This window comes from Novosphingopyxis iocasae, assembly GCF_014334095.1.
GTDB lineage: Bacteria > Pseudomonadota > Alphaproteobacteria > Sphingomonadales > Sphingomonadaceae > Novosphingopyxis > Novosphingopyxis iocasae.
Genome location: NZ_CP060495.1, coordinates 3,007,139 through 3,024,388, shown reverse-complemented (window position 1 = coordinate 3,024,388; position 17,250 = coordinate 3,007,139). Strand labels below are relative to the sequence as shown.

The following is a 17,250-nucleotide window of genomic DNA, read 5'->3' as shown; positions in this document are numbered from 1 at the left end:
GGCATAGGGTTCGCATCCAAGAGTAGATGACCCGATATGCCCCACAACATCCCCCTCAAGCTTTACAACAGCCTCACCCGCAAGACCGAGGTGTTCCACCCCGTCCACAAGGGCCAGGCGCGGGTCTATAGTTGCGGGCCGACGGTCTATAACTATCCGCATATCGGCAATATGCGCGCCTATGTTTTCGCCGACACGCTGGGCCGCGCGCTGAGCTATCGCGGGTTGCGGCTGATCCACGTCATCAACATCACCGATGTCGGCCATCTGACCGACGATGCCGATGCGGGCGAGGACAAGCTGGAAAAGGCCGCTGCGGCGGAAGCCGGGTCGGGCGAAGAGGCGCGCACCATCTGGGACATCGCGCAGCATTACACCAAAGCCTATTGGGCCGATGTAAAGGCGCTCAACATCCGCGAGCCTGCGCATTGGTCGATCGCGACGGACTTCGTCCCCGCGATGATCGAATTCGCCGAAAAGATTGCCGACAAGCATTGCTACGAGCTCGACAGCGGCCTGTATTTCGACGTCTCCACCATCGCCGATTATGGCACGCTCGCCCGGCAAAAGCCGGATGACGATGGCGAAGGCCGGATCGATGCGGTGGAGGGCAAGCGCCACCCGGCCGATTTCGCGATCTGGCGCAAGACGCCCAAGGGCGAAAAGCGCCAGATGGAATGGGACAGCCCCTGGGGCCGCGGCGCGCCCGGTTGGCATCTGGAATGCTCGGTGATAGGCGAAAAGCTGCTCGGCCTGCCGTTCGATATCCATACCGGCGGGATCGATCATCGGGAAATCCACCATCCCAATGAGATCGCGCAGAACCAGGCCTTTTGCGAGGCAGAGGGCCATGCCTGCGGCAGCGGCGCGCGCATCTGGATGCACAACAATTTCCTGATCGACCGCACCGGCAAGATGTCCAAGTCGTCGGGCGAGTTCCTGCGCCTGCCGCTGCTGGTGTTCAAGGGCGTGCACCCGCTCGCCTATCGCCTGATGTGCCTGCAGGCGCATTATCGCAGCGAGCTGGAGTTCAGCTGGGACAATCTGGAAGCCGCCCTCACCCGTCTGAAACGCCTCGTGATGGGCGCGCAAAAGCTGAAGGAGCATGAGGACGAGCGGGAGCTTTCGCATCCGCTGATCCTGGCCGCCAAGACCGCGTTCGATGAGGCGATCGCGGATGATCTCAACACCCCCAAGGCGCTGACCGTGGTGGAACAAGTGATCGCCATGAAGAAGGTGTCCGAGGGCGATCGGTACCGCCTGATCGTGCATATGGACGAGGTGCTGGGGCTGGACCTTCTGCATCTGCGGCGCGAGAGCCTGCGCATCCGGCCGGACGACGCTCAGCTCACGCGCGCGGAAGTCTCGGAACTGCTGGACCAGCGCAAAGCCGCGCGGGAGGAAAAGGATTTCGAACGCTCCGACGCGCTGCGCGACGAGTTGAACGCCAAGGGCATCGAACTGATGGACGGCGATCCGCTAGGTTGGGAGTGGCGCCTGTCGCTCTAAGCGGCCTGCCTGCCCGCCCACTGCATCGGATCGCGCAGCGAAGCGTTTCTCCGCATTACACGCTAATTCTAAAGGACACCTGCTCATGATCAAAGCCGTTCTCCCCGCCATGGCGAAACCTTTGATCGAAGCCCGGTTGCCCGCCGATATCGAGCCGCACTGGTTCACCAGCGGCAAAGAGGCGATCGCGGCGGCGGGCGATGCCGAGATCGCGTGGATCGACATGTACAACAAGGCAGCGATCCGCGAAGCCGTGGACGGCGCGGACCAACTGCAATGGCTGTTCACCATCTATGCCGGGCTCGACCATCTGCCGATGGAGCGGCTTGCCGCGCTCGATGTCACCGTCACCAACGGCACCGGCATCAACACCATCCCCGTTGCCGAATATTGCCTGCTCGGCATGCTCGCGCTCGCCAAGCGCTATGACGAGGTGGTGCGCGCGGCGGACCGGCACGAATGGCTCGAAAACCCACCCGGGCGGCGCGAGCTATTCGCCTCCAAGGCGATGATTTTGGGATATGGCGCCATTGGCAAGGCCATCGGCGACCGGCTGAAACCCTTCGGCGTCGACGTGACCGCCGTCGCCCGCACCGCGCGGCCCGACGAAGGCGTGATCGGGCAGGATGACTGGCACGATCGGCTGGGCGATATCGACTGGCTGATCATCGCTTTGCCCTCCACCGGCGATACCGAACATATCATTGGCGCGGGCGAGATCGCGAAGCTGAAGAAGACCGCGTTGATCGCGAACATCGCCCGCGGCGACGTGATCGATCAGGACGCGCTGATCGCCGCGCTGAACGAGGAGCGGATCGCAGGCGCCTATCTCGACGTGACCGATCCCGAGCCCCTGCCGTCGGACCATGCACTATGGGACGCGCCGAATGCGCTGTTCAGCATGCACCTGTCCGGCAAATCGACGATGGTAATGTTCCAGCGCGCCGCCGAGCTGTTTCTGGAAAATCTGGAGCGCTATCGGTCGGGAGGCGACATGAAGAATGTCGTGGATCTTAAGCTGGGTTATTGAACGCAGGCTTCTAAGAAATTTCGTCATTGCGAGCTGCAGGCGACGCAATCCAGGGCGTAAGGAGCGCTACCCCACCCTGGATTGCCGCGTCGCTTCGCTCCTCGCAATGACGCCGATTGGGATTAAATTCCGTCACCCATGCTGAGCAGCGTGGCGTTGCCGCCGGCGCTGGTGAGATCGGTGCTGGTCGTGCGCTCGGCGCAGAAGCGGTAGAGATAATGCGGGCCGCCCGCCTTCGGGCCGGTGCCCGAAAGCCCTTCGCCGCCGAAGGGCTGAGAGCCTACGATCGCACCGATCATCGAGCGGTTGATGTAGAGATTGCCCACCTCCGCGGTCTTTTCCACCTGATCGGCGGCACGCAGGATGCGGCTGTGGATGCCCATGGTGAGGCCGTAGCCCTTGGCATTCACGCGCTCGACCGTCTTCTCCAGCTCGCCGCCCTTCCAGGTGGCGACATGGACGATCGGGCCGAACCATTCCTTGTCCAGCTCATCCATGCTGTCGAGCTTGATCAGCGTGGGCGGGACGAACAGGCCCTTGTCCTTGCCCGGCACCTCGCAGGCGTGGATCACATTCTTGTGCCATGCCTCGCGATAGGCATTCAGCTTGTAATAGCTCGGCTCATCGATCACCGGGCCGATATCGGTATCGGGCTCATGCGGATCGCCGATGACGAGAGCGTCCATCGCCCCCTTCAGCATCGTGATCGTACGATCGTACACCTCTTCCTGTATCAGGAGCAGGCGCATGGCCGAACAGCGCTGCCCGGCCGACTGGAAGCCGGAGATCAGCACATCGCGCACCACCTGTTCGGTCAGCGCGGTTGAATCGACGATCATCGCGTTGATGCCGCCGGTTTCCGCGATCAGCGGGATCAGCGGGCGGTCGTCTTCAGCCACCAGGCTGCGCGCGATCACCTTCGACGTGGCGTTGGAGCCGGTGAAGGCGATGCCCGCGATGCGCCGGTCATAGGTCAACGCGGCGCCGGTCTCGGCCCCGCCGACGGCGAGTTGCACCGCGTTACGCGGCACGCCCGCCTCGCGCATCAGACGCACGGCGAGCGCGGCGATCTTCGGCGTCTGCGGGGCGGGCTTCGCCACCACAGTATTGCCGGTGACGAGGGCGGCGACGACCTGGCCGACGAAGATCGCCAGCGGGAAGTTCCACGGCGCGATACAAGCCCAGACGCCGCGACCTTCCATGCGCAGGACGTTCTGTTCGCCCGTCGGCCCGGGCAGGTCGATCGGCTTCAGGTTCTTGCGCGCCTGCGCTGCGTAATAGCGGCAGAAATCCACCGCCTCGCGCACATCGCCCAGCGCATCGGGGATGTTCTTGCTGCCCTCATCGACCATCACGGCCATCAGGTCCTCATGCCGCTCCTCCATGAGGTCGGCGAACTTTTCGAGGCATGCGGCGCGATGTTCGATGGTGGTCTTGGACCAGGCCGGAAACGCCTTGTGGCAATTGTCGATACATTCATCGACGTCCTTCTCCCCGCGCAGTTGCACAGGAACGGGCTTGCGCAGCCGTTCTGCCAACCCTTCGAGAAGCTCGCGGTCCTCCAGGTCCAGACCCTTGCTGTTCTTGCGCTCCGGCATGAACAGGTCTTCGGGCAGCGCGATGCCGGGATGGCGCGTGCCGCCCACGGCCTCCACCTTCTCCACCGGATCGGCGAGAAGCTCATCCTCATCCACATCGCTGGAGGTGAACTGGTGCACGAAGCTGGTGTTGGCGCCGTTTTCCAGTAGCCGCCGGACGAGATAGGCGAGCAAGTCCGCATGGCCGCCGACGGGGGCGTATGTGCGCACGCGGTAACCCTGTTCGCGGGCCATCCGCTCGTACAATCCCTCGCCCATGCCGTGCAGGCGCTGGAATTCGAACGCGTCCTTCGAAAGACCCGCTTCCGACGTCCAGTGCAGCAGCGTCGCGATGGTGAGCGCGTTGTGCGTGGCAAAGGCGGGGACCAGGTTCTTGGACCGGATCATTTCCTTCGCGCAGGCCAGATAGCTGACATCAGTCGCGATCTTGCGCGTGAACAGCGGGAAATCGGACAGGCCCATTTCCTGCGTATGTTTAATCTCGGTATCCCAATAGGCGCCCTTGACGAGGCGCGTGTTGATCTTGTTGCCGGTTTCCTCGCCCAGCGCATCGGCCCATTTGACGACGGCGGAGCCGCGCTTGGAATAGGCCTGGATCGCCATGCCGAACCCGTCCCAGCCCTCCAGCGAGGGATGGCGGGCGACATCGCGGATGATATCCAGGCTGATCATCAGCCGCTCGGATTCCTCGGCATCGACGGTCAGCGCGACACCCGATTCGCGGCAGCGCAGCGCCAGATCGAGCACCATTTCGGAAATGATCGGAATGCAGATACCCGCCCGTGCCGGCTCATAGCGCGGGTGGAGAGCGGACAGCTTCACCGAGATGCTATGCCCATTGCCCGCCGCGCCCGCGACATCGGCGGCATGGCGATAGGATTCGAAATAGCGATAAGCGTCGTCCATCGTGCGCGCCGCTTCGCCCAGCATGTCGAAAGAGGCCACGAAATCGCGGTTCTCCTTCTTGTTCATGCGGGCGATCGCTTCTTCGATATTGCGACCCATGACGAACACTTCGCCCATCACCTTCATCGCCTGATGCACGGCCTTGCGCACAAACGGCTCTCCGCTGCGGGCGATCAGGCGGCGCAGGATATTGGCTCGCGGCGATCCGCCGACCACCGCTTTGCCCAGGACGAGGCCCCAGGTGGCGCTGTTGACCATTCGGTTGGCGGACGCACCGGCATGCGCGCCCCAGTCCGCGCCGCCCATCTTGTCCGAAATCAGCCGGTCCGACGTATAGGCATCGGGCACGCGCAGGAACGCCTCGGCCAGCGAAAGGAGCGCAGTGCCCTCTTCGGTGCCCAAGCGATATTCCTGCAAAAACTGGTTGATCCACCCCTTGGACTGCCCCTCGCGCAGGTCGACCAGCAGATTGCGGGCCTTACCGAGAATCAGCGCGCGTTCCTCCGCGCCCACCTTCGCCTGGAGTACGAGGGGGGCGAGCACGTCGGGCTCTGCCTTGCGGTGCAGGTCGCGCAATTCGCCGCGTAGGTCGTCGCTTCTGATCATGTAAGTCCAGTGGAATAGATTGGGGGAGTAAGGGGAACAGAAGTTCTCCGGAAAGGCTCCCAATCGCATGTTCACCGGGGGTATGGCAAGGAAAGCGGAAAAGCCCGGGGGTGCATTCCACAGCTTTTCAAGACTTCGGGCGCGAAGAGATGCGAGACGACCGGGCGCCGCGCGCGACCCAAAAAAATTGGGGGCCGGCGTCTCGACGTGCCGACCCCCACCCCCGGTTACGCAACGCGAGGGTTCCCCTGTCACCCGGCCCCGAAACGCGGGAACCACCGGGCGAAAAAGGGTAGCGATGAAGCAAAACCCGCCTTCCGAAACGCGAAGGCTTTGCCCCATCGACCATGTTGTTATGGACAGTTGGCGTTGAGTGGCCGCTGAATGTCTCTTTTATCCTCCGTTCAGGAAAAGCGTCATTAAGATTAACAGATTGACATTTAAGCGGCGGCGCACCCTGCTGGTTATCGCCCTGCTCATCGCGCTATCCTGGATGGCGCTGAGCGGCGATCGGCAGCACCGACCTAATAATGATCAGGTGATTTCCAGCAATTCCATTCCGCTTGATCCGCGCAATCCTTCGCGCACCGAGCTGGGAAAACTGCGCTTTCTGGGCGCCTGGGTGCTGGAAAGCGAGAACGACCGGTTCGGCGGTATCTCCTCGCTCGAAGCGCTGCCGGATGGCCGTTTCGTGGCGCTGGGCGACGGCGCGACGCTGATTGACTTCCGCATCGCCCCGGGCGGCGCGATCGTCGATCCGTTCATCCGTCCGCTGCCCTGGCGCGGCAATCAGAAGGAAGAACCGGAATATGAGGAGCGCGATTCGGAATCGATCGTGCGGGTGCCGGAGACCGGGGAATATTGGATCAGCTTTGAAAACCGCTCTTCGCTACGCCGCTATTCGCCGGACCTCAGCCGGGAACTGGAGACGATCCGCCCCAAGGCGATGAAGCGCTGGCCCAGCAATGGCGGAGGCGAGGCGCTGGCCCGCCTTGCCGATGGCCGCTTCATCGTCATCAGCGAAAAAGGGAAGGCGCAAGGCGGCGGCTATGAAGGGCTCATCTGGCCAGGTCAGCCCAGTGTGAAGCAGGAGCCGCAACGCTTCGCCTATCTTCCGCCCGAGGGTTTCCGCGCCACCGATGCCAAGGTGCTGCCGGACGGGCGGCTGCTGGTGCTGAACCGCCGCCTCGCCTTTCCCACCGGCCTCTCGGCGGCGCTGACGGTGATCGACGCCACCGCGATCCGTCCCGGCGCCCGGGTGCGCGGCACGCTGCTGGCCCAGCTCGAATCGCCCCTCGCGGTCGATAACATGGAAGCGTTGGCCGTCACGCAGGAGGGCGGACAAAACATCGTCTGGATCGCCAGCGACGACAATTTCAACGCCTTCCAGCGAACCCTGCTGATGAAGTTCGCTCTGCCCAAGGAGCCTTCCGCCACGACCGGCCCGGGCTTCGACAGTCTGAACTGAATCTTCGTCCGCAAGCGCGATTCGCCTCGCCGGTCGTCTGCAAAAAGCGTAGAAGAAAGGCCGCAAAGGCATCCTGTACCTGGCAGCAAGACGGGGGGTTGGCATGACGGCGGATCAATTCGGCAGGCCGTGGCAGCGGACGCTGGCCATGAAGGCGGCCCCTTTCATCATCCTCGTCCTCGCGGGCCTCGCCGCACGCACCTCGCTCGCGGCGGCCTATCCGCTCATCGCCTTGCTGCTCTTCTGGTGGATCGCGTCCGACACGATGATGCTGTCGCTCCTCGCCCGCTCATCCGGCAAGCCCGGCGCAAAAGCGGTGCTCGGCGTGCTGGCCATGGCTAGCTTTACCGTTCTGGCCGGCGCACCGCTTGCCTTGCGGGACATGGCCTTGGCGACTCCGGCCATTCTCGCCGTCATGGGGACGTTTCTGGTCGGTCATATCGCATGGGGGTTGATCCGGGCGGGCAAATCGCTGCGCGCCCATCAGGACCGCAAAGCCGGATGGATCGCCGCAGCCTCCGAAGTCCTGCCGCCCGCACTGGTTCGTCTGGCCGCGGCGGAACTGGCGATCCTTCACATGGCATTGTTCCGCTGGGGCGGGCCGGCCGATGTTCCAGCAGACTGCCGCGCCTTTTCCTATCACCGCCATCTGGCGCCGATGTGCGCCGTCATGCTGGTGCTGAGCGCGATCGAAATGACCGTCTATCATCTGCTGCTGGGCCATTGGAGCCGCACGGCAGCCATGATCCTGTTCGTCATCAGCGATGCCGGGTTCGTCTATCTGGTCGGCTTCATCAAATCCTTCCGCTTCCGGCCGGTTCTGCTGACGCCGGAGGGGGTGCGCGTTCGCACCGGCTTCTTGATCGATCAGCTGATCCCGTTCGAATCGATCGCACGCATCGAAACCGGGTTTAGCGGAGCGCAGGTCCGCGAACCGGGAGGCTTCAACGCCGCGCTGCTGGCATGGCCCAATATCCTGCTGGTGCTCGACCCGCCGGTTCAGCGGCCCTCGCTCGTCAAGGGCTCTCGCGCCTATAGCAAAATCGCCTTCCGCTTGGACGATCCGGAAGCGTTCGTCCGGTTGCTGCGCTGGCGGCTGGGAAGAATTGCGCCGTGACGTCCGGGCATGGCGTCCGGGCCGTAAGGGCCCTGAAGGTCTATTGCCCGATCGATCGGGAAGCGCTTGCGCCGCTGATGCGCGGGGAGCTGCCGACGGCGGCGCAGGCGGGCGCGTTCACAGCCATAATCGACCTGATCCGCGCCGACAATCCGCTCGGTGATTTCGGTATCTACCGGTCCGTGATCGAGCTCACGACCGGCCTGGAAAGCTTCACGCCCGGCCCGGACGCCCGGCCCACGCTGGGAGACGCCGATACGGCGGCCCTGTCTCCGACGGCGATCCTGACGGTCTACATCCCGTCGGATGCGCCGCAGGAGGCCGTGGACCGTGCCATCGAAGCGATCCTGGCCGCACACCCTTGGGAGGTGCCGGTCATCGAGCTTAGCGAGACCGCTCTGATCACGCGCTCCTGACGTAATCCAAATAGCGCGTTGCAACGCTGCAACCGGGTTCGCAGCACACGCAAAAACCCCGCCGTCCCACGTCGGACAGCGGGGTTTTTGTGAATTTCCGAAAAGTCGGTGAAGCGTATCCGCCCTCAGGCGGCGGCAAGCTTCTTGCTGACTTCCTTCTTCACCTTGCGGGCGCGATCGCTCAGCTTGGTGTCGGAGGTCTTCATCAGCCAGTTGTCGAGGCCGCCATTATGCTCGACAGAGCGCAAGCCGGCGGTCGAGACGCGGAACTTGAAGCCCCGGTCCAGCGCGTCGGACAGCAGCGTCACGTCCTGCAGGTTCGGCAGGAAAACCCGCTTGGTCTTGTTGTTGGCGTGGCTCACATTGTTGCCGATCATGCGGCCCTTGCCCGTCAGTTCGCAGATGCGCGACATCGTTCGTTCCCGGTCGTCTCTGAGGAATGGAAAGCGGGGCCTTTAGCCGGGATCACAGGACGCGTCAACGCCCCCTGGCATCTTGCAGCACGGTTTCCCGCCCCGGAACCACGTTCGCTGCGCATCCGTTATGACCATGAACCGACGATCAATACAGCAAGGAGCCAATCCCATGCGCCCCGTTCTTCTCGCCCTGTCCAGCCTTGCCCTCACCGCGTCGCTCGCCGCGTGCGGGTCGACCAGCGACACGCCTGCGGCCGAAGCGACCGCGGAAACCGCGCAGGGCGACATGACGGGCGGCACCGAGGTTGATCCCGCCGCCGCCACGAACGCAGATGAGGTGGTGCTGCCGGACGAATCGGCGGATGTGAACGCCAGCGTGGACGCACGCGCCCCGGAAATCGCGATCGACAGCCCGTCGGCCACCATTGATGCTTCCGGCGTGCGCGCCGACCCCGGCTCGGTGCGCGTCAACACGCCCGATGCCGAAGTGCGCACAAACGGCCGGTAAAACCCCGTTAGCGTTGCTCACCGCCCGCAGCGAGTCGCTGCGCCACGGTCATCGTCTGAATCACGAACAGTACGATGAACAGCACACCGACCGCGCCGATAAGGCAATCGAACAGCGACAGTCCCGCCACCCAATTGGCTGTCGGACCCATCGCATACATCATCGCCGTCAGTCCCAGCAGCACGAATCGCAATTCCGTGGGGCCGGCGGAGAGGTATGACAGCTTCATCTCGCCCATCACATGGACCGAAAGATAGGCGTGGATCGACAGAAGCAGATAGCCCGATAGCGTCAGCAGCGCGATGTCGAGGCGAAGATAGGGGCTCAGGCCCAGCCCCGCGAGGATCAGCAGCGTCGTGATGCCGTCACAGCTGTGATCGATGAAATAGCCGAAACGCGGACGCTCGATTTTCCGCCAGCGCGCGATGCTGCCGTCCAGCGAATCGCCGAACCATTGAACGAAATAACCGGCAACCGCGAGCCACAGCCAGTCGCGCCCTTCTCCGCTCAGCGCATAACCGAGAAAGATGGCGAGCGATCCGACCATCCCGAATGTGGTCAGCCGATCGGGGGTCACCCAAGCGGGGAGCCGCGCGCAGAGCCAATTCAGCAGTCGCCGTTCGCTGCGAGCCAGCACATTCTGCTGGATTCGCTCGATCGGTCGATCATTCTTTTTTTCGCCTTGCGCCATGTGCCCTTATCCCGCCCCCGCGCGGCAAGAGCAACAGACGATCATATTTGCTCCACGTAGGTTTCAAAAAACTGCAATCTTTCGCTCGCCTTTTTTGGAGGGGCAGTACGCGTCGTCGTTCCTTCCGAAATGAGCGGGGCACAGGGGGGCCAGCGGAAACCGGCTGCGGGAATGAACGGAACTCCCATCGCAGGGGGCCGTTGACCGAATGAATCGAAACCGAAACAATTGGAATTATTGATGACCAAATCCCTACCGCTGATTTCCGTTGCCGCATTGGGCCTCAGTCTCGCAGCCTGCAGTGTCGACAAAACCGAAGAAGGCGAAGCGCCCGAACTGGATGTCGAAGCCGATGCCGGTCAGCTGCCCGAATATGACGTCGATACCGCCGACGTGAACGTGGGCACCGAAACCACTGAAGTGACCGTGCCCGAGGTGGATGTGACCACCGATAAGGAAAAGGTCACCGTGCCCGACATCAATGTCGAGCCAGCAGACCAGCAGTAATCGTCATGGAAAAAATCCTCCTCATCATCCTGGCGATCCTACTGCCGCCAGTCGCGGTGCTGATCCATAAGGGTGTTTCCAGACCCTTCTGGATCGACCTGGTTCTGACCATTTTGCTGTACCTGCCAGGGCAGGTTTACGCGGTTTATGTCGTACTGACGGAATAACTCCGTGCCGCTTCAGCGCGCCGCGCTCTTCATGGGCGCGGCGCTCGATCTTGCACGCTCAGCGGCCGATGCGGGCGAAGTTCCCGTCGGTGCCGTTGTCGTGCATGGAGGCGAAATTATCGGGCGCGGCGGCAACCGTCCGATCAGCGATCACGATCCTACCGCCCATGCCGAAATCGCCGCAATCCGCCATGCCGCGCGAACGCTCGGCACGGATCGGCTGAACGGCTGCGATCTTTACGTAACGCTGGAGCCCTGTGCGATGTGCGCGGGCGCGATTGCCCATGCGCGCATCCGGCGGCTCTATTACGGCGCGCCCGATCCCAAAGGTGGCGCGGCGACGCATGGGCCGCGATTGTTCGAGCAACCGACGATCCATCACCGTCCCGAGGTCTATGGCGGGATCGGCGAGGAGGAAGCCGCAGCGCTGCTAAGGAAGTTTTTCGAGGCACGGCGTTAGGCGCGCACCCCGCCCCGCATTCGTCAAACAAGTTCGCAGCCCTGAGCTCGTCGAAGGGCGCTTATCCGATACGAACGGGGTTCTCGTGCGAGATACGCCCTTCGACAAGCTCAGGGCTTACGGTTCGTCGTGATGCGGTCCTTTCGCGCTTCGCGCTCTACCGCCCCCTCAATGTACGAAGCGGGCGACCACCTCGCGGTAGCTACGGCTGACCTTCACCTGCGCGCCAGAGCCCAGCACCAGGAAGCACTCGCCATTGGTATGCGGCTTCACCTGGCGCACCTGATTGAGATTGACGATCGTGGAACGGTGGACGCGCTGGAAAACGCGCGGATCGAGGCGCTTTTCCAGGTCCTTCATGGTCTCGCGCAAGATCAGCGAATTGTCCGCGGTGTAGATGCACATATAGTCGCCGGCGGCGTCGATCCGTTCGATCGTGTCCACATCCACGCGGAAGATCTGGCCGCGGTCCTTCACGTTGATCAGTTGCTCGTACCGGCCGTGCATTTCATCGTCATTGGCGATGTTTTCCACCGCCTCGGGCGCGACTTCGTTGATCACCTCGCGCAGCCGCTCGACCTCTTCGGTCTGCTTGCGATGGCCCATCCGTTCGCGAATGCGCACCATCGTATCGGCCAGCCGCTCTTCCTCCACCGGCTTCATCAGATAGTCGATCGCCTGCGCCTCGAACGCGCGCACGGCATGGTCCGAATAGGCGGTAACGAAGACGAACATCGGCGGATCGATGTCCATGACGCCCTGGACCACGGAGAATCCGTCGAAGCCGGGCATCTGGATGTCGAGAAACACCAGATCGGGCTTCAGCGTCTTGATCTTGCGGATCGCCTCACGCCCGTTGTTGCAGGTAGCGACGACCTCGACATCGTCGATCTTGGCAAGGCGCAGCTCCAGGCCCTGAATGGCCAATTTCTCGTCATCGACGACGATGGTGCGGATGGTCATGCGTTTATCATTCCTCTGCGCTCAGGCGTGCCCCCTGATGCATCGCTGGTCTCGCTCCCCGGCTCGACCTTGTGTTCATATGGTATCTCGACGATCACCTCAAACCCCCCGCCGGGAGGGGACGATATGTCGAAACGGTGGTCCGGGCCATAGGCCTGGGTGAGTCGTTCGCGTGTATTGGCCATGCCCACGCCGGTGGACGATGTCGCCTTGCTCGGCTTGGCCCCTGCCATGCCGGGGCCGGTATCGGCCACCGATATGCGAACGCGCGATCCCAGCAACTGCGCGCGCACGCGGATATCGGCGCCTTCTTCCTTCGGCGTCACGGCATATTTGATGGCGTTTTCGACCAGCGGTTGCAGCAATAGCGACGGAATCAGCGCGTCACAGGCTTCCTCGTCGATCTCAAAGGAGGGGCGCAGGCGATCCTCGAACCGCATCTTTTCGATATCGAGATAGAGCTTCAGCGTTTCCACTTCCTTCTCCAGCGTCACGCGCGCCGACGCTTCGTTGACGAGCGTAAATCGCAGGAAGGAGGACAGGCGGGACAGCATGGCATTGGCCGGCTCCGTCTGCTTCAGAAGCACCAGCGTGGAAATGCTGTTCAGCGTGTTGAACAGGAAATGCGGGTTGAGCTGGTATCGCAGCATGGTGAGCTGCGCGCTGGTGGCCTGCGCCTCCAGCCGGAAGAGCTGATCGGCCTGCTCCTCGGCGCGCACATAATAGTTGATCGCGAAGTAGAGCGCGGACCAGGCCGACAGCAGGATCCCATCGATGAACAGCTGCCCCACCAGCAGGCGGGCAAAATTGGTGTCAGAGACCGGATTGACGGTCTGAAACACCCAGGCATCTATAAAAGCATAGGCCCCGATCGCCGCGGAAAGACTGACGACCGAGGTGCCCCACAGCACCGCCGATTGCCGATCGAACACGACGCGGTAGATGCTGGAGAGAATGAGCGAAATCGAATAGCCGGTAATGGTCGATACGATGACGGGTACCAGAAAGCTCAGCGGCTGCCCGTTCGCGAGGCCCGTCGCTGCGCGAAACACGAGAATGCCCGCCCAGCCAGCCGAATGCAGGTTCCAGAAGGCCCGGTTCTTGTTGGAAAAGAACGGTTCGAAAGGAAGATCGACGATCGCCATCCCCCCTTCCCATAACGGCAAGTGCCGAGAGCCCCAACCGATTTAGCGTTCCCGCATCGACCGCTCATGCTAGAAACGGCACGGACGGACGCGGGGGAGCGCGATGGTATCTGCATTGAACGGTACGCAACAGTGAGCGCGAACGGGCTCTTGTGGCTGTTGCTTTTGCAGGCGGGCGCGCCGCCGGACGCACCTGCCCCACCCGATCGCCCCGCCAGCGATCACGCCGCGGACGAACTCAACGCCTTCGATCTCTCGCAGCTTCCCGAGCTACCGTCCGAAGTGACGGACAATGTCATCGTGGTGCGGGCCGATCCGGATCGATATCGGGTGGGCGGTCTCGATCTGCGGTTCGAAACGAACGACAAGGCCGAAATCGATCTCGGCAACGGGACGCGCGCCGCTGCGGAAGTGGAGGCCGAAACGATCGCGCCCGGCATCGTCAGCAAACGGATGATGCTGCGGCTGAAAATGCCTTTTTAAAAGTTTCCCGACACCGCCTTCAGATGGCAGCGAGCTTTTTCACCGCCTGGTTCTCGCCATCCCGGCCGCGCTCCCGCAATTCGCTCTCGTCGATCCAACAGAGGCCCTGATGGTCGATCTCCCGGTCATCATGCGCGCGGATGCTGACGGGCTTGATCGGGCGCCGGTCCCGCTCGTCGCACAGCACGGGGTTGGACGGCACGCCGGTCTCCCACCGCTCGCCCCACTGGCGCAGCGCAATCATGGCGGGCAGCAGGTCCAGCCCCTTGTCGGTAAGCTGGTAAATGATCTTGCGCCGATCGTCCGGTGACGGCGTGCGCTTCAGGATGCCCACCTCGACCAGTTTGGACAGACGGCCCGACAGAATGTTTCGCGCGATGCTGAGTTCGCTCAGAAATTCCTCGAAATGATGGACGCCGTTAAAGGACGCACGCAGGATCATGAACGACCAACGCTCGCCCACCGCTTCCAGCGCGGCGGGGAGCCCGCACTCGGCGATTTCGCGTAGCGGTTCGCGCAATTTGGCCATGATCTCTCCAATACTCGGGGCCACAGTAAACGGCTCTGCGGCGCATTATGCAAACGAATTTCCGAAAATAGGTTGCAAAGTAATACCCATTTATATAGGTAGTGATTCGCAACCTAACAAGGTGCCTCCCAAAGCTCGCAAGCGAAGGATCATCCCCATGCGAAACACCCTCTCCCAGATCGCTCCTCGCCTCGGCATGCTTGCCGGTGCGCTCGCCGTTTCCGCCACCCTTTTCACTGCCGCGCCGCAGGCTTACGCCGCGCAATCGGACGGCGCCTTCTACCGCGCAGAGCTGGTGCAGCCGGTCGAGGCCCGCCGCTCGGTCGTGCGCGATGCCATGTTCATGTGCAGCGGCACCGAATGCACCGGCACCAAGGCCAACAGCCGCGCCAACATCGTTTGCGCCTCGTTTGTGCGCGAATTCGGTGCCGTCGCCAGCTTCTCGGCCGAGGGCGAGGCGCTGGACGCCAAGGCGCTGGAAAAGTGCAACAGCCGCGCGAAGTAATTCGCCCCCGACGATCGGTGCCCGCCACCGACGATGAAATCAGCGCGCCGGACATCGCTCCGGCGCGCTTTTTTGTTGCATCGCGGCGTGGGCGCCTCATCTTGAGAAGCAATGCTGCGCCAATATGAACTGGTCGAGCGCGTGCGCGCTTATCATCCTTCCGTCGACGAGGACCGGCTCAACCGCGCCTACGTCTTTTCGGTCGCCAAGCATGGCAGCCAGAAGCGTGCAAGCGGCGATCCCTATTTCAGCCACCCGATCGAAGTGGCCGGTCTGATGACCGACCTGAAGCTGGACGAAGACACCATCATCACCGCTCTGCTCCACGACACGGTGGAGGACACACTGACCACGGTCGACGAGATCGGCGCGAAGTTCGGCGGAGACGTTGCAAGGTTAGTCGACGGCGTCACCAAGCTGTCCAAGATCGAAGCGCAGACCGAAGACGAGCGTGCCGCGGAGAACCTGCGCAAGTTCCTGCTCGCCATTTCGGACGATTTGCGCGTGCTGCTGGTGAAGCTGGCCGACCGGCTGCACAATATGCGCACGCTTCATTACATCGGTAAGGAAGACAAGCGCCGCCGCATCGCGCGCGAAACCATGGATATCTACGCGCCGCTTGCCGAGCGCGTGGGCATGTACGAATATATGCGCGAGATGCAGCTCCTCGCCTTTGAGCAGCTGGAGCCCGATGCCTATCGCACCATCACCGGCCGGCTCGAACAGATCCGCAAGGAAGGCGGCGACCAGCTGACCGCCGTCGCCAATTCCATCGCCTTCGCGCTCGAAGAAAAGGGCATCGAGGCCGATGTGGAGGGCCGCGAGAAACACCCCTACTCCATCTGGAAGAAGATGCAGGAGCGCCATGTCAGCTTCGAACAGCTGACCGACATCTATGCCTTCCGCATCATCACCAAGAACGTCGCCGACTGCTATCAGGCGCTGGGCTTGCTTCACAGCCGCTGGAAGATGGTGCCTGGGCGCTTCAAGGACTATATCTCCACGCCCAAGCGCAACGGCTATCAGTCGATCCACACCACGCTGATGTTCGACCGCAACCGCCGCGTCGAAGTGCAGATCCGCAGCGAGGACATGCACCGCGATAGCGAGTTCGGCCTGGCCGCGCATTGGGGCTATAAACAGCAGGAACAGCCCGACGGCCAAGCCGGATGGATCCGCGATCTCGTGGAAATTCTGGAGACCAGCCAGGATGCCGAGGAGCTGCTCGAGCATACCCGCATGGCGATGTATCAGGACAGGATCTTCGCCTTCACTCCCAAGGGTGCGCTCCACCAGTTGCCCAAGGGCGCGACGCCGATCGACTTCGCCTATGCCGTTCACACCGATCTGGGCGACCGGACCGTGGGCGCGAAGATCAACGGCCGCCACGTGCCGCTGCGCACGCCGATAGACAATGGCGACATGGTGGAAATCCTGAAGTCCGACAAGCAGGAGCCGCAGCCCAGCTGGCTCAGCTATGTCACCACCGGCAAAGCACGTGCCGCCATCCGCCGCTATGTCCGCCATCAGGAACGGGCCGAGCTGATTCAGCTGGGCCGGATGATGTATGAGGAAATCGTCGACCGTCTGCCCGCCAAGATCGGCAAGAAAGCGCTTTCCGCCGCCCTGGAGCGCCTGGATTACGATAGCGAGGACGATCTGATGCACGCCATCGGCATGCGCAAACTGTCCGACCGCGATCTGATCGAGGCGCTGATCCCGGGCCATAGCGAGGACTGGGCAGAGCGCGATTTTCCGGGGCAGGACCGCGCTATCTCCATCCGCGGACTGACGCCGGGCGTCGCCTATGAACTGGCCGATTGCTGTCTGCCGGTGCCCGGAGACCGCATCGTGGGCCTGCGCCGCGAAGGCACGCCGGTGGAGGTCCACGCGATCAACTGTGCCCGGCTTGCCGACGGTGTGGATGCGGACTGGATCGATCTGCGCTGGGGCGAGGGCAGCGAAGGGGCCGCGGCGCGCCTGCGCATCACGCTGCAGCATCGGCCCGGCGCGCTCGCCGAGGTCGCGGGGATCTTCGGGCTGCACAAGGCCAATATCCTGAACCTGCGCCTCACCGGTCGCGACGGTCCGTTCCAGACGTTCGAGATCGATCTGGAGGTGCATGACCTGCACCATCTCATGCGCATCATATCGGCGGTGCGCGCCTCCGACGTCGTTGCTCAGGCAGACCGCGTCTACGGCGACTAAGCGGTTTGGCGGATGCGC

At 62.8% G+C, this 17,250-nt stretch carries 18 protein-coding genes; 12 read left to right on the top strand and 6 right to left on the bottom strand.

All coding sequences use genetic code 11. The annotated features are described in order from the left end of the window. The first annotated feature begins 36 nt into the window (after positions 1-36). Positions 37-1,509, top strand: coding sequence for a cysteine--tRNA ligase (gene cysS / locus H7X45_RS14465; protein WP_187335469.1), 1,473 nt, complete (start codon positions 37-39; stop codon positions 1,507-1,509). Positions 1,510-1,594: 85 nt separating this feature from the next. Further along, complete coding sequence (locus tag H7X45_RS14460) at positions 1,595-2,539, top strand: D-2-hydroxyacid dehydrogenase (protein ID WP_343061079.1); 945 nt, start codon at positions 1,595-1,597, stop codon at positions 2,537-2,539. A gap of 122 nt (positions 2,540-2,661) precedes the next feature. Here H7X45_RS14460 and H7X45_RS14455 read toward each other — a convergent pair whose 3' ends face one another. Then, positions 2,662-5,649, bottom strand: coding sequence for an L-glutamate gamma-semialdehyde dehydrogenase (locus H7X45_RS14455; protein WP_187335468.1), 2,988 nt, complete (start codon positions 5,647-5,649; stop codon positions 2,662-2,664). A gap of 433 nt (positions 5,650-6,082) precedes the next feature. Here H7X45_RS14455 and H7X45_RS14450 point away from each other — a divergent pair, with 433 nt between their 5' ends. The 3 genes from H7X45_RS14450 to H7X45_RS14440 all read left to right on the top strand — a co-directional run bounded on the left by H7X45_RS14450 (position 6,083) and on the right by H7X45_RS14440 (position 8,650). Then, the gene (locus H7X45_RS14450) at positions 6,083-7,117 is read left to right on the top strand and encodes an esterase-like activity of phytase family protein (RefSeq protein WP_187335467.1); all 1,035 of its coding nucleotides are present in this window, start codon (positions 6,083-6,085) and stop codon (positions 7,115-7,117) included. A gap of 103 nt (positions 7,118-7,220) precedes the next feature. Further along, positions 7,221-8,234 carry a hypothetical protein gene (locus H7X45_RS14445; RefSeq protein ID WP_187335466.1) on the top strand — a complete coding sequence of 338 codons (1,014 nt, stop codon included), beginning with the start codon at positions 7,221-7,223 and terminating at the stop codon, positions 8,232-8,234. Further along, entirely contained in the window at positions 8,231-8,650 is a 420-nt protein-coding gene (locus H7X45_RS14440; RefSeq protein ID WP_187335465.1) for a YqfO family protein, read from the top strand. Before H7X45_RS14445 ends, H7X45_RS14440 begins: the two co-directional genes overlap by 4 nt. A gap of 125 nt (positions 8,651-8,775) precedes the next feature. Here the strand turns inward: H7X45_RS14440 and rpmB are convergent, their stop codons facing one another. Then, positions 8,776-9,063: a 50S ribosomal protein L28 gene (rpmB, locus tag H7X45_RS14435; protein WP_187335464.1), complete on the bottom strand. Its 288-nt coding sequence runs from the start codon at positions 9,061-9,063 to the stop codon at positions 8,776-8,778. A gap of 172 nt (positions 9,064-9,235) precedes the next feature. Here rpmB and H7X45_RS14430 point away from each other — a divergent pair, with 172 nt between their 5' ends. Beyond that, positions 9,236-9,574, top strand: a complete 339-nt coding sequence (locus H7X45_RS14430) for a hypothetical protein (RefSeq protein WP_187335463.1) — start codon at positions 9,236-9,238, stop codon at positions 9,572-9,574. A 7-nt stretch (positions 9,575-9,581) separates the two neighbouring features. Here H7X45_RS14430 and H7X45_RS14425 read toward each other — a convergent pair whose 3' ends face one another. Next, positions 9,582-10,265: a CDP-alcohol phosphatidyltransferase family protein gene (locus H7X45_RS14425; RefSeq protein ID WP_187335462.1), complete on the bottom strand. Its 684-nt coding sequence runs from the start codon at positions 10,263-10,265 to the stop codon at positions 9,582-9,584. Between the two features lie 240 nt (positions 10,266-10,505). On the opposite strand from H7X45_RS14425, the gene H7X45_RS14420 reads away from it, so the two are divergent. The 3 genes from H7X45_RS14420 to tadA are packed head-to-tail and all read left to right on the top strand — an operon-like array spanning position 10,506 to position 11,399. Then, the gene (locus tag H7X45_RS14420) at positions 10,506-10,772 is read left to right on the top strand and encodes a hypothetical protein (RefSeq protein ID WP_187335461.1); all 267 of its coding nucleotides are present in this window, start codon (positions 10,506-10,508) and stop codon (positions 10,770-10,772) included. A gap of 5 nt (positions 10,773-10,777) precedes the next feature. Further along, complete coding sequence (locus H7X45_RS14415; protein ID WP_187335460.1) at positions 10,778-10,939, top strand: YqaE/Pmp3 family membrane protein; 162 nt, start codon at positions 10,778-10,780, stop codon at positions 10,937-10,939. A 31-nt stretch (positions 10,940-10,970) separates the two neighbouring features. Further along, positions 10,971-11,399 (top strand): tRNA adenosine(34) deaminase TadA, encoded by a 429-nt coding sequence (tadA, locus tag H7X45_RS14410; RefSeq protein WP_187337179.1) that lies wholly within the window; start codon positions 10,971-10,973, stop codon positions 11,397-11,399. A gap of 168 nt (positions 11,400-11,567) precedes the next feature. On the opposite strand, the gene H7X45_RS14405 is transcribed toward tadA, so the two are convergent. Both H7X45_RS14405 and H7X45_RS14400 read right to left on the bottom strand, forming a co-directional pair. Then, on the bottom strand, positions 11,568-12,362 hold the full coding sequence (locus H7X45_RS14405) for a LytR/AlgR family response regulator transcription factor (RefSeq protein WP_187335459.1): 795 nt from the start codon (positions 12,360-12,362) through the stop codon (positions 11,568-11,570). Next, positions 12,359-13,507, bottom strand: a complete 1,149-nt coding sequence (locus H7X45_RS14400; RefSeq protein WP_187335458.1) for a sensor histidine kinase — start codon at positions 13,505-13,507, stop codon at positions 12,359-12,361. Before H7X45_RS14400 ends, H7X45_RS14405 begins: the two co-directional genes overlap by 4 nt. Before the next feature lie 132 nt (positions 13,508-13,639). Here H7X45_RS14400 and H7X45_RS14395 point away from each other — a divergent pair, with 132 nt between their 5' ends. Beyond that, positions 13,640-13,990, top strand: a complete 351-nt coding sequence (locus tag H7X45_RS14395; RefSeq protein ID WP_214645507.1) for a hypothetical protein — start codon at positions 13,640-13,642, stop codon at positions 13,988-13,990. Positions 13,991-14,009: 19 nt separating this feature from the next. Here H7X45_RS14395 and H7X45_RS14390 read toward each other — a convergent pair whose 3' ends face one another. Further along, positions 14,010-14,519: a winged helix-turn-helix transcriptional regulator gene (locus H7X45_RS14390; RefSeq protein WP_187335456.1), complete on the bottom strand. Its 510-nt coding sequence runs from the start codon at positions 14,517-14,519 to the stop codon at positions 14,010-14,012. A gap of 157 nt (positions 14,520-14,676) precedes the next feature. Between H7X45_RS14390 and H7X45_RS14385 the strand changes: the two genes are divergently transcribed. Next, positions 14,677-15,024: a CC_3452 family protein gene (locus H7X45_RS14385; RefSeq protein ID WP_232343303.1), complete on the top strand. Its 348-nt coding sequence runs from the start codon at positions 14,677-14,679 to the stop codon at positions 15,022-15,024. A gap of 111 nt (positions 15,025-15,135) precedes the next feature. Further along, entirely contained in the window at positions 15,136-17,232 is a 2,097-nt protein-coding gene (locus tag H7X45_RS14380) for a RelA/SpoT family protein (RefSeq protein ID WP_187335455.1), read from the top strand. Positions 17,233-17,250 lie beyond the last annotated feature (18 nt).

Excerpts from the sequence above, each read along its gene's own strand:
- H7X45_RS14380 (WP_187335455.1), top strand. The coding sequence starts at position 15,136 with ATGCTGCGCCAATATGAACTGGTCGAGCGCGTGCGCGCTTATCATCCT.
- H7X45_RS14425 (WP_187335462.1), bottom strand. The coding sequence starts at position 10,265 with ATGGCGCAAGGCGAAAAAAAGAATGATCGACCGATCGAGCGAATCCAG.
- rpmB (WP_187335464.1), bottom strand. The coding sequence starts at position 9,063 with ATGTCGCGCATCTGCGAACTGACGGGCAAGGGCCGCATGATCGGCAAC.
- H7X45_RS14400 (WP_187335458.1), bottom strand. The coding sequence starts at position 13,507 with ATGGCGATCGTCGATCTTCCTTTCGAACCGTTCTTTTCCAACAAGAAC.
- H7X45_RS14390 (WP_187335456.1), bottom strand. The coding sequence starts at position 14,519 with ATGGCCAAATTGCGCGAACCGCTACGCGAAATCGCCGAGTGCGGGCTC.
- H7X45_RS14455 (WP_187335468.1), bottom strand. The coding sequence starts at position 5,649 with ATGATCAGAAGCGACGACCTACGCGGCGAATTGCGCGACCTGCACCGC.
- H7X45_RS14445 (WP_187335466.1), top strand. The coding sequence starts at position 7,221 with ATGACGGCGGATCAATTCGGCAGGCCGTGGCAGCGGACGCTGGCCATG.
- H7X45_RS14430 (WP_187335463.1), top strand. The coding sequence starts at position 9,236 with ATGCGCCCCGTTCTTCTCGCCCTGTCCAGCCTTGCCCTCACCGCGTCG.
- H7X45_RS14415 (WP_187335460.1), top strand. The coding sequence starts at position 10,778 with ATGGAAAAAATCCTCCTCATCATCCTGGCGATCCTACTGCCGCCAGTC.
- H7X45_RS14385 (WP_232343303.1), top strand. The coding sequence starts at position 14,677 with ATGCGAAACACCCTCTCCCAGATCGCTCCTCGCCTCGGCATGCTTGCC.
- tadA (WP_187337179.1), top strand. The coding sequence starts at position 10,971 with ATGGGCGCGGCGCTCGATCTTGCACGCTCAGCGGCCGATGCGGGCGAA.
- H7X45_RS14420 (WP_187335461.1), top strand. The coding sequence starts at position 10,506 with ATGACCAAATCCCTACCGCTGATTTCCGTTGCCGCATTGGGCCTCAGT.
- cysS (WP_187335469.1), top strand. The coding sequence starts at position 37 with ATGCCCCACAACATCCCCCTCAAGCTTTACAACAGCCTCACCCGCAAG.
- H7X45_RS14460 (WP_343061079.1), top strand. The coding sequence starts at position 1,595 with ATGATCAAAGCCGTTCTCCCCGCCATGGCGAAACCTTTGATCGAAGCC.
- H7X45_RS14405 (WP_187335459.1), bottom strand. The coding sequence starts at position 12,362 with ATGACCATCCGCACCATCGTCGTCGATGACGAGAAATTGGCCATTCAG.